General features: G+C 70.2%; 9 protein-coding genes and 2 pseudogenes. All 11 read right to left on the bottom strand.

Annotated elements, in window-relative coordinates; translation table 11 throughout:
* Positions 1-299: 299 nt before the first annotated feature.
* Positions 300-458, bottom strand: a pseudogene (locus tag DIZ27_RS41210) (IS5/IS1182 family transposase); the annotation flags it as partial.
* Between the two features lie 214 nt (positions 459-672).
* Positions 673-4,143 (bottom strand): LysM peptidoglycan-binding domain-containing protein, encoded by a 3,471-nt coding sequence (locus tag DIZ27_RS41205; RefSeq protein WP_109383443.1) that lies wholly within the window; start codon positions 4,141-4,143, stop codon positions 673-675.
* Positions 4,143-4,595, bottom strand: coding sequence for a TadE/TadG family type IV pilus assembly protein (locus DIZ27_RS41200; RefSeq protein WP_258308831.1), 453 nt, complete (start codon positions 4,593-4,595; stop codon positions 4,143-4,145). The genes DIZ27_RS41205 and DIZ27_RS41200 overlap by 1 nt, the downstream gene beginning before the upstream one ends.
* Positions 4,595-5,038, bottom strand: a complete 444-nt coding sequence (locus tag DIZ27_RS41195) for a TadE/TadG family type IV pilus assembly protein (RefSeq protein WP_109383447.1) — start codon at positions 5,036-5,038, stop codon at positions 4,595-4,597. Before DIZ27_RS41195 ends, DIZ27_RS41200 begins: the two co-directional genes overlap by 1 nt.
* 14 nt (positions 5,039-5,052) lie before the next feature.
* Positions 5,053-5,478, bottom strand: a complete 426-nt coding sequence (locus DIZ27_RS41190; RefSeq protein ID WP_181383954.1) for a TadE/TadG family type IV pilus assembly protein — start codon at positions 5,476-5,478, stop codon at positions 5,053-5,055.
* The gene (locus DIZ27_RS41185) at positions 5,478-5,693 is read right to left on the bottom strand and encodes a hypothetical protein (protein WP_109383442.1); all 216 of its coding nucleotides are present in this window, start codon (positions 5,691-5,693) and stop codon (positions 5,478-5,480) included. Before DIZ27_RS41185 ends, DIZ27_RS41190 begins: the two co-directional genes overlap by 1 nt.
* Positions 5,694-5,739: 46 nt before the next feature.
* A pseudogene (locus DIZ27_RS41180) lies at positions 5,740-6,623 on the bottom strand (type II secretion system F family protein).
* On the bottom strand, positions 6,620-7,570 hold the full coding sequence (locus tag DIZ27_RS41175; protein WP_109383441.1) for a type II secretion system F family protein: 951 nt from the start codon (positions 7,568-7,570) through the stop codon (positions 6,620-6,622). Before DIZ27_RS41175 ends, DIZ27_RS41180 begins: the two are co-directional and overlap by 4 nt.
* Positions 7,567-9,066, bottom strand: coding sequence for a CpaF family protein (locus tag DIZ27_RS41170; protein WP_375232069.1), 1,500 nt, complete (start codon positions 9,064-9,066; stop codon positions 7,567-7,569). The genes DIZ27_RS41175 and DIZ27_RS41170 overlap by 4 nt, the downstream gene beginning before the upstream one ends.
* On the bottom strand, positions 9,056-9,883 hold the full coding sequence (locus tag DIZ27_RS41165; protein WP_109383439.1) for a hypothetical protein: 828 nt from the start codon (positions 9,881-9,883) through the stop codon (positions 9,056-9,058). The genes DIZ27_RS41170 and DIZ27_RS41165 overlap by 11 nt, the downstream gene beginning before the upstream one ends.
* Positions 9,883-10,587, bottom strand: a complete 705-nt coding sequence (locus DIZ27_RS41160) for an SAF domain-containing protein (RefSeq protein ID WP_258308828.1) — start codon at positions 10,585-10,587, stop codon at positions 9,883-9,885. The genes DIZ27_RS41165 and DIZ27_RS41160 overlap by 1 nt, the downstream gene beginning before the upstream one ends.
* Positions 10,588-10,601: the final 14 nt, after the last annotated feature.

Below are 10,601 nucleotides of genomic sequence, written 5' to 3'. Positions count from 1 at the left end.
CTCCCGCCGCGCTGGTGATGTGGCGGACCCCCGAGGCGTGAAACCCGCGGCGGCGCACGACTTCGAGTCCTTCGCGCAGGATCTGTTCCTTGTTCGATGCTCTTGCCATACCTTCAATATGGACGAACGTATTGGTTTGGTCAATTCGTCGAGCGCGGGTGAACTCCTGGACGGAGGGTTCGTGGCCCGGCGTTCCGCCGAGCACACCCGCAGTGAGGACGGTCGGATCACCCCCGGACCGGACCTGCCCAGGGGCGCCGGCTGGCCTGGGCGGGCGAGCAGGACGTGCCGGCGCGCGGTCATGGGCGGTGGGCGGGTCGGTTGTCCCAGCGGTGGGTGCTCCAGGCGCGGTGGATGAGGCTACGCACGGTGATGACGGTGTCGGCGAGGTCGAAGAAGGCGTTGCTGACGTTGATGCGGCGTTCGTAGCAGCGCGCGAGCCGGTGGAAGGCGTTCTGCCGACACGCCTATCTGCGCGAGTTCTAAAGGGCATCAACCCACGTGATCAAGCTCACCGCCCGCAACGCGTTCGGCTTCCGCAACACCGACAGCCAGTGACTACGGCCATACTGCGTCACCGCCCCGCCGAGTCCGCGGACGCCATCGCACCGCTTAACTTTGAAGACCCGCGATGTCGCCCCCAGCCGATAGCGCGCGCTGCGCACCCAGCGGCTACAGAATCTTGCGCGCTGGCCCGCCCGATCCGTTGAGGAGCTCGTTGATGAGCTGGGTGGTCTCCGTCTCCAGTGAGCAGTCCAGCGCCCGGTTGACCTGCTGGACGCGGGTGATGGCGGTGTGCAGTCCCTGTCGGTTGGCGGCCGCGTGCTCGATCCGCATCCAGTCCCGGTAGAGGAGTTCTGCGGTGTCGTCGGCGTCGAGACCGGTCGCGACGGCCTGGCGGGCCGCGCTGAGATCGTGGTGCGGGCCGGTGGGGGTGCGGTAGGTGGCCACGGTGTGCGCCACGTCGATGATCCGTGTGATCATCTCCTGCTGGTGGGGCTCGGCCCAGGGCAGTGGTGTGCCCCCGAACGGCTTGCCGCGGACCAGGGTGAGCGCCTTCTCCAGATCGGGCAGGCCGGCCGGGCCCAGCGGCAGAGCACGTTCGGCGAGCTGAAGGAAGCGGCTCCAGTCGCACCGCACTTTGGGGGAGAGCCGGTAGGGGTCCTCGCCGGACTTGCGCCGCGGAACGTAGGGGTTGCCGGCCGGATCGCTGCCCAGGCAGCGGCGTAGGCCCTGCATCCGGGCGTTGAGGGTACTCAGTCCCCACGGGCTGATGGGATCCATGTCGGAGCACACCGCGTCCGCGCTCCGCCCGGGCCGGAAGAACAACAATGCGGCGAGCTGGGCCATCCGCGGGCCGTGGCCGGTGCTGTCCACTCCCGTCACCTCAACCGGGCCCAGAATCCGGATCTCCGGCGCATGCAGGTCATGAGCCGCGCAGTCAACCGCCCTCGTCTCCGCCGCGGTGCTCACCGCAGGGGCATCCGCGGCGTCGGTTTCCTTTTCCCTGGGCTCCGGGCCTTCTGCGGCCTGGGGCGCCGGAGTATCGGTGCCTGGGTCGTGGTCCTTCTCGGCTTGAGGCGCCGGTGTGGCGGTCGGCAGGAGACGCAGTCCGGTCGGGTCGGTGGTGGCGGCGAGCAGGGCCGGGAAGACCTCGCCGCTCATGTCTGCTGCCGGCGTCACCGAGGGGCTTGTGTCCGCGTGGGCCGCGGGCAGGGCCGTCTCCTGGGGCCCGGTCTGCTCGGTCTGGGCCACGCTGTCGGGCTCTTCTGGGACGTCTTTCCACGGGCCCTGGGCCGGGTGGGCCGGCTGCGCGGACACCCTCAGCGCGGTGGTGATCTGCAGATACGAGGCGTGCTCCAGGCGCTGGACCGTGATTTCTGCGCCGGCGGAGTCGAGTTGCTGCGGTGTGCTGAGCGAGGCGTTGAGGATCTCCGCCTCGGGGAAGTGTGAGGCCGCCGTACTTGCCGGGGCGATCAGGGTCACGGGAACCGTCCCCGCCTTGTCGATGACGTCGGCGAACTCCCAGGCCGCGTCAGGGTCCAGCGACGATGCGCACAGCACCAGGTAGGGCTGGTGACGGGTCTCGGGCATCTGGTGGGCTTCAAGCAGCCGCTCGCTCAGATCGCGCAGTGCGTGTGTGGCCTGCCGCATGTGGGCGATCCGCGCGGTGGGCAGCAGCTGCGGCAGGTCCTCGCCGAACCCGACCGTCACGACTTCGACTTCGCTCGCCCACGGGCTCATCCCGAGCTCCAGGGCGAGCGAGGTGCACACCTCGGTGATGTGCACCGGATTGCCGTCCAGTAAAAGGGCGGGCACCCGGGCGAGATTGAGCAGCAGAAGGTCACCCGCTTCGGTGCCGCCGACCGTGACCAGCCCCGGATACGGCGCCGGCACTTCGCGGGCGGCCTCCTCGTTAAGGACGACGGCATCGGGGTCCAGGACCCACCAGCCGCCCTTCCCGGAGGCGAAGGGTGCCTGCGGCGCCTGGGCAAGGTCCTCGGGCAGCACCTCCACTGTGCGGGCGCCGATCCGTGCGGCCCGCAGCTCTGGCAGGGCCGCGGGCCCCTCCTGCTGGGCCACCTGGTGGGCCATGGTCCTCAGTACCGTGTCCAGGCGAGCGGCGCCGCCCGGTTCGGCGGCCGCAGCCAACTTCGCCTCGGCCGGGGACGTCTCCGCCGCGATGGCGATCTTCTCGCCCGGCGTGCGGCGGCGACGCTGCAGCGCCCTGCGCAGGGCGAGAGCGCCGGTGATGGCGGCGGCCAGCAGCGCACCGGCGCCCAGCACAGTGCGCAGCACCAGCGGACCGTCGGCCGGAGCCGACGCCGGCGTCTCGGACGCCTCGGCGGTGGGGGAGGAGGCAGCAGCACCGGACTGCTCAGCCGACGCCGGCGGCGAGGCGGAAGAGGACGAGGCGCCGGTGCCGGGCTGCGGCGTCGCTGAAGCCGTTGCGGAAGGAGAGTGCTCCTGGCCGGGCTGCTCGGCGGGCCGGCTGCTCGGTGTACGGGGAGCTGACGACTCCGGTGCGGGCGCGGTGGTCTGGCCTGGCGCGGGCGCCTGTCCCTCGCCCGTGTCATCGCCCGGCGTCTGCTCGCCGTCCGGCGACTGGGTAGCCGGGGGAGTGCTCTCCTGATGGTCCGCCTCATCGCTGTCGCCGCCCTCTCGCGGCGGCGTCTGCTGGTCGGGCTGCGCGCCGGGCACGGTGATCTGCTGCCCTGCGTAGATGACATCCGGATCGGTGATTTCGGGCAGGCCGTGCGGCTGCGGCTTGCCCTCGCTGGCCTCGAACAATTCGGGCCACTTGGTGCCGTCGCCGAGCTCCTCCTCTGCGATTTTCGACAGGTAGTCGCCCGAGTGGACCGTGACGGCGTGCTCGCTCTGCCCAGCAGAAGCCGCAGGACCGTTCCCCAACTGCGTACGGACGCCTCCCGCCGCGGCGGTATCGGGCATCTGAAGCTGCCAGCCGGGCTGCAGAAAGCTGTTCGCGCGGAAGACCTGGCCATCAGGCATGAGGCGGCCCTCGTTCAGACTCGCGATCTCCCGCCACCGCTCGCCGTTGCCCAACTCCCGCTCGGCGATGCCCCACAAGCTCTCGGCCGGCCGCGTCTCGCGCACCCTGTAGGACGTACCGGACGCTGGTGTGCTCGCCGTGGAAATCGGCGAGGCGTGATCGGTATCGGCTCCTTGCGAGGCCTGGACCGTCTGGCCGGGGATGATGGGCGCCGTAGTAGCCGGTGCGGCCTGAGCATCGGAGGCCAGGGCCGAACTCGTGGGCAACAGCACCAGGATGCTCCCGATCAGCAGCGCCGCAGCGCGCTGCGACGCGCCCATCCCTCGCGGGGCGTGCCAGCTTCGGCCCCGCACCTGCGCGATCAGCTCGCGTACCGCACAGAAACTGAACTGCAGCCACCCGATCCAGCCCACCGTAACGAGCAGCAGCAGAAACGCCGCGCCGGTGTCCTGCCGGTCCAGTAGGTGCGTGAGGTCGTCGTGGGTGGAAGCCCAGATGACCGGAGTGACCCAGGCCAGCAGCAACGGCAGCCCCGCGACCGCGGCGACCAGAACGATCAGGCTCAGCACGGCCTTGAGAACACGGGCCAGGGTGCGGGTAGCCACTGCGGCGGGGGAGTGGGTGGTGCGCATCAGTTTCCTTCGGGAGCGGTGACGCCATGCAGGAGGGTGGCCTTGCCCTGGCCGGTCACCGACAACGAGCCGATCCCGACCACCGACAAAAACTTCGTGTCGTAGGTGCCGGTGACGTTCACGGTGAGGGTCTTGCCGTCGCCGGACACGCTGGCCGTGCCGGTGGCGCCGGCGGCGCGCAAGTAAGCCTGGGCTGCGGCCTGCGCGTCCTGCGGATCCACGACGATCGCATTGCCGCTGATGGCCTTCGCGGGGTCGATGGCCTGCCCGCCGGCCCGGGCTGCCTCGCCGGCGATGTAGTCGGCTCGTTCGACCGCGCGCATTTTGCTGCCGCCGTCGACGGCGACGCCGATGATGCCGATCAGTGCGATGACGCATACGGCGACGAACACGGTGACGCCTCCCCGGTCATCCCACCGCGGGTGGCTCTGCCTCATGTGCCGGAAGATCATCAGTCGCTCCGCTGCCGGTACTGGTCCACCACCGAGGTCGCCGTTGAGGTGAGTGTCCGGGCCCCGGGAACGCCGGGCAGCAAGAGGTCGGAGAGGTTGACCGTGCAGGTCACGGTTGCGGTGACCGTGCCGACCTGGCCCACCGGCATGCTCAGGCCACCAGTGTCGATCCTGACGGAAGTCGACGCGCACGTGATGCCCTGGTCGTTCAGGGAGTCGGCGGCCGCCGCCTGCGCAGCGCCCTGGGCGGAGGCCGCGGTGCGGTGAATGGAGGCTTCCCTGGCCGCGTCCTCAGCCGCAGAGTCGATCTTCGCTCCGGAGGTGACGAGGCGTCCGCCGGCGATCGCCAGACACAAGAACATGATCAAAGATGGGAGGATGATGGCAGCCTCGATCGCGGCACTGCCCTCATCGCTGCGAAGCCTGCGAGCCCATCGGGCCATGCTGCACACGTGGTTCACCCTCCCGGGACCGTCCAGCGTTCCACGGCCCCGGACGCCGACTGGGTGACCTGCAGGCCGGAAACGCCCGGGATCATCGACATTGCCGTTCCGGAGACCTCTACCCGCACACGCTGCCCGTTGCTGCTGGCCACGACGCTGTAGCCGCGCAGGCTGTCACCCGCGGTGCGCTCCAGCACGCTTTGCGCCTGTGCCGCACCCTCGGCCGGGCTCGACTGGTAGGAGCGGGCTGCGGTGGCTCCTTCGCGGGCCGCGGTCAGGGCGATCTGCCGTGCGTAGTACCACATGGAGGCCTGGATGACGGCGACCGTGGCGAGCAGCACGAACGGGAAGACGATCGCCATCTGGATGGACGTGTCACCGCGGTCGTCGCGCCATCTCCGCCCCTGCCACCAGTCCTTGAGCCGCTCCGAAGCCGACATCACAGCCCGTTGAGCTTGCTGTTGTACTTGGCGATCACGACGGCGATAGTCCCGGCGATCAGTACGGCGCCGGTGACAGCGGCCACCCAGATGATGACGGTGGTGGTGCTGATGTCCCCGCGGTCCGGACGGCGCCGGGCCTCCTCCAGGCCCTCCTGCAGACGCGTGGTCAGCCAGTGCACCGCACGGTAGGTACGGGCTGCGGTGTGGTTCATGATCTGTACTCCTTGCTCCTACAGCGGTTCAGCGAGTTGAGACGGTCTAGACGGTGAGCATGCGGATGACCGCAGGGAAAGCCATCAGAAGCATGACCAGGACGGCGAGCAGGGCTCCCGGGGCGGTCATCTTCTCGCTGGCGGCGTTGGCCTCCGCGGCCTGGTCGGCCAGCAGTTCGGCGTTGAGAGCGGCGGTACGGGCGCGCAGCGCCTTGTAGACGGCGGCGCCGTCGGTGGCCGAGCCCCGCATGATGTCGGCGACATCACCCAGGACGGGCAGGTCGTACTCGGCGGCCAGCTCCGTGAGTGCCTGATACGGCGGGATCTTCTCCAGCCGGGCCCGGCGCAGCGCGCCCTGCAGATACAGGAAGGGCCAGCCGGCGCCGACCTCGGCGGCCTTCTCCAGGGCCTCGGTGGGACCGGCGTCGGCGGCCCGCTTGAGCGCGACCAGGTCCAGGTAGGCGGACAGGGCGTGCGCGAACTCCTCCCGCGCCCGCTTGGCCTGGTCCCGTACCGCGAGATCGGGCGTGATGAACAGCAGCCCCGCGATAAGGAGCCCGACGCCGGCGGGCACGTAGAACGGCAGCGAGACGCCCGCGATGATCCACGGAATCGTCGCGATCACCGGGCAGAGCAGGCCGAGCGCGGCGAGCGCCACCTTCTTGAGCATGAACTGGCCCGGCCCCTGCCCAGCAGAGCCAAGTTGGTGGTGGGGATGCGCACGCCGGGCAGCCGCTCGAGGCGGGCCAGCAGCCACCGGCCCCACACCTCCTCGCGGTCCAGCTCCGGCTCGGGCATCGTCAAGGTGGCCGGGGCGCTGCGCGCGAGGGCGGGCCCCAACGCGGGCTGGGGGCACAGGAGTTCCCGCACCAGCAGCGCGAGACCTGCACCGACCGTGCCGCCGGTCAGGACGACGGGGAACAGATTCACGAGCTGACTCCTTCCGGCTCCCGACCGGAGACCGGGACGTCCGGCTCCGTCGCGAGAGCAGGCAGCCGGACCGTGCTGGACGGATCGGTGATCAAGAAGCGGGGGATGCGGCGGAAGGAGCCCAGCTGCCGCATCAGGGCGAGCACCCCGATGAACCCGGCCGTCAGGAAGGCGAGCACCAGTTGTCCCAGCAGCGTCGAGTACGGCTTGGTGTAGCTGGGCACGAAGAACCCGGCCACCACCACGCCCACGGTGATGATGGTCATCCACCGCACCGTGGTCCGCGGCTTCGCCCGGTCGGCCTCGATGGCGCGCTTGCGGGCGACCTCGTCGCGCACCGTTCCCGCCAGGTCCTCCAAGGCCTGCGCCAGGCCCGGGCCGCGGTCGTTGACCGACAGGACGAGCGCGGCGACCACCTTGTCCGCGGTGACATCACCCAGTTCATCGGCGAACGCGCGGAGCGCTGCCTCCGGCCGCCACCCCAGGCGCAGCCGGTCGGATAGATTGATGATCTGCGGGGCAAGCTCGTCGGGCGCGCCCTTACGGCTGGTCATCATCGCCTGTTCCAGGCCCATGCCCAGCCGGAGCAGGCCGGCCAGCCGCTGGGTCCACTCGCTCAAGGCCTCCAGCTGGCCGATGCGCTCCTGTGCAGTCTGCGCCGGGGTGATCAGCCAGGGCACGCCGATGACGGCCGCCCCCAACAGAGCGCCGCCCACGAAGTTCCCCGAAACCAGCCACACGCCCACGAAGACCACGACCGCCACGACCGAGAGGGCCCGCCGACGCAGCCGGACGTCCTCACTCTGGTCCTTCCCGGCGCCCTGAGAGCGCCACCGCTGCCACAACGAAGCCCGGCGCGGCGCCGTCGTCCCCACGAACCCGGCCACGACACCGATCAGCCCGCCGATGACGGCCATGCCGCACAGCAGCCCCCACAACAGGATCATCGGCGCGCCCCCACCTTCAGCGGCAGCGGCGCCTGCCAGGCCCCGTAGGGCTGCTGCAGCAGGGCGGAGTCGAAGCCGACACGGCGCAGGTCGTCGACGCAGCCCGGGTCCATCCGAGGCACCGCCCGCAGTTCACCGAACTCGGTGCCGGGGGAGAAGACCTCGTTGGTGGCGGGGCGGCCGGACTCGCCGATCCCGGTCAGCTCCAGGACGTGAGAGACGTAGCGGTGGCGGCGCCCGCCGATCTGGGTCTCGTCCGTCATGTCGACGTACACGATGAAGTCCAGGCCGTTCGCGGTCTGCCGGTAGGCCAGCTGCTCGGACAGGTTGTCCTGGGCGAGCGCGTACAGTTCGGCGATCCGGTCGAAGATGATGTCCGGGCGGCGGGCGTGGATGGTGCACAGGTTGCCGCCCGAGCCGTTCGTCAACGCCTGCATCATGGCGACGACTTCCGGCCCGCGGACCTCACCGACCACGATCCGCTCCAGCGACATGCGCAGCGCCGGGTGCATCAGGTCCAGGAGCGTGACCTCGCCGGCACTGCGGCCGGTGACGTCCTTCTCCCCGTTGGACTCGCGCCCGACCAGGGAGACGACCTGGCGGTGGTAGCCGTTGGCGTGGGCAAACAGCTCGTCCTCGGTCTGGATGGTGGCAAACCGTGTCTCGGGGTCGAACTCCTTGAGCATCGCCCTCAACAGCGTGGTTTTCCCGGCCTTCTGCTTCCCCGCGATCATGATGTTCTTCTCCGCGCGGACACACGCGCCGAGGAACTCGCGCAGGATCGGGTCGATCGTGCCCAGCCGTACGAGGTCGTCCAGGTCGGCGTGGGAGATCCGGTGCCGGCGGATGACCGCGTAGGTCATCGGTCCGAGTCCGGTGATGGCCTGCAGGCGGGAGCCGTCCTGCAGGGACAGGGCGAGGGTGGGGTTCGCGGTGGAGATGGTGCGCTCGTTGTGCCCAGAGCCTCGGGCCAACTCTCTGAGCAGTTCCAGGAGTTCCTCTTCCGAGTCGGCGATCGGCCCCACCATGCGGCGTTCGCCGTCGCCGTAGTCGAGCCACACCTCGTTTGGGCCCTGAATGATGATGTCCTCGACCCGGTCATCGTCCAGGTACGGCTGGAGTCGACCGGCACGGAAAAGCAAGTCGTAGACGCCACGCCGCAGCGCTTCGTCCTCCTGCGGCGCCATCGCCTGGGCGTCCGACCACAGGGCGACCGCCTCGTTGATCCAGTCCAGGCAGCGCTGCTCTTCGCTCGCCCGGTCCATATCCGGCGTGGTCTTCAGCAACTCCTCGCGCTGCTTGGCGACCTGGGCCGCGATGTGCTGGGCGACCTTGTAGTCGACGGTGACCTGAGGTGCCGCGGCGCCGAGCACGTGCGTACTCGAGGCAGCACCGGCCGGTGCATGTGTGCCGTTCGCCGGGCGCGGCCACGCCTGCTGGGGGCGACCGGGCAGCGAAGCCACCGTGGGATCGGTGTGCAGAGGCCTACCGCGCACGGGTCACCTCGCCTCCTGCGGCACGCACGCCGCCCGGATCGAGGCGGGCCCGCCGCATTGCAGCCCGCTGAACCAGCAGCGTGGTGGCCGTCCGGGCGGCCTTCATCAGCGGCGACCTGGTGAAGTGACGCGGCTGTTCCACGCCGTCGGACAGCACCTTGGCGTCCTTTGGGGCATACGGCAGGGTGGCCACCACGGGCACCTGCAGCACGCGCTGCACCTCGCCCGCGGGATACGGACCCTCGTTGATCATCAGCACGCTGACGTCGCCGACCCGTTCCTCCAGGGCGCGCACCCGGCCTTCGGCTGCCTGGAGGCAGCGCAGGGTATTGCGCACGACCATGAACACGGCGTCGGCCTGCTCGGCCAGGACGCCGGACGGCCCGAAAGCACCCCGGCGGCCGAGGTCGATCAGGACGTCGTGGCCGTGCTCGGCCTCGATGCCGCGGAAGATGACCCCCAGGGCCTTCCATACCGAGCCCAGGCTCGCCGCTTGCGCAGGATCGGTGATGCCCGGCAGCAGCAGCCGGTCGCGCGGCGATTCCTTCTTGCCGTCCTCGCTGCTCAGATCGATCAGCTGACGAAAGAACGCGTCGCCGAGTTCGCCCTGCCGGGCGGCGACCGAGAGGTTCCGCAGCCCGTACCGGTCACCGAGCGTGCCCTGCAGCAGCCCGTGCAGGACAGCGCTGCCGTCCGGGTCGCACTCGGCCAGGATCATCCGCCGGCCCGGCTCCAGCGGCCAGGACAGCAGCAAGGCGAGCGCGCTCGTGGTCACACCGGGTGCACCACTGCACCCTGCCAGCGCGATGACAGCCATCAGCTGCCGTCCGGAGCAGCGAGGACCAGGCGCAGCGTGCCGGCCGCCACCCAAGCGGCCACGGTGGGACCGTCCGTGGCGGATGTGGCGACATCGACAACCACGACTCCGGTGCCGGGGGCAGCGCTGGACGCCTTCACGACCCGTCCGTCGATGGTCTGCGGCGCGGCGTCCGACGTCTTGCCGGTGTCCGTCGCCCCCTGAGCCGGGACATGTACCAGCTGCACCTTCTGGCCCGGCACCAGCGCGGTGGCCGGGATCTGCTTGGGCTCAAGCCCGACCGGCACCAACTGCTCGCCGGCCTTCACCAGCGAATCCTTCGTTACCTGCGACGGGGCAAGCAAGGAACCGGACTTGAGCTCCACGGCGGCCCGCTTGCCCACCACCGAGTCCAGGTCGTCGCTGCGCACCGCCTTGACGGCCGGGTCCAGGGCGATCGAGGCCTTACCCAGGTCGTCTTCAGCGAGGACCTGGCCAACCTGAACGTCCCGGACGACGGTCACCACCTCGGTGCGGTTGCCGACCTGCAGCAGCAGGACGGCAACACCGGCCCCTCCGGCGGCGATCAGCGCCAGGGACAGGGCAATGACACCCGGGCGCCGCCTGCGGGCCGACACCCGGGGCGGAGCCACCGGCCCGGCCACGCGCCCCTGCTGGGGGACTCCGTTCGGGGCTGTGTCTACACGTTCTTGGGTCTTGCTCACCGTTCTGTCCTTCC

Source organism: Streptomyces sp. NWU339 (assembly GCF_003143855.1).
Lineage (GTDB): Bacteria > Actinomycetota > Actinomycetes > Streptomycetales > Streptomycetaceae > Streptomyces.
The sequence above is the reverse complement of the archived record's forward strand: the minus strand, read 5'-3'. Positions and strand labels throughout refer to the sequence as shown.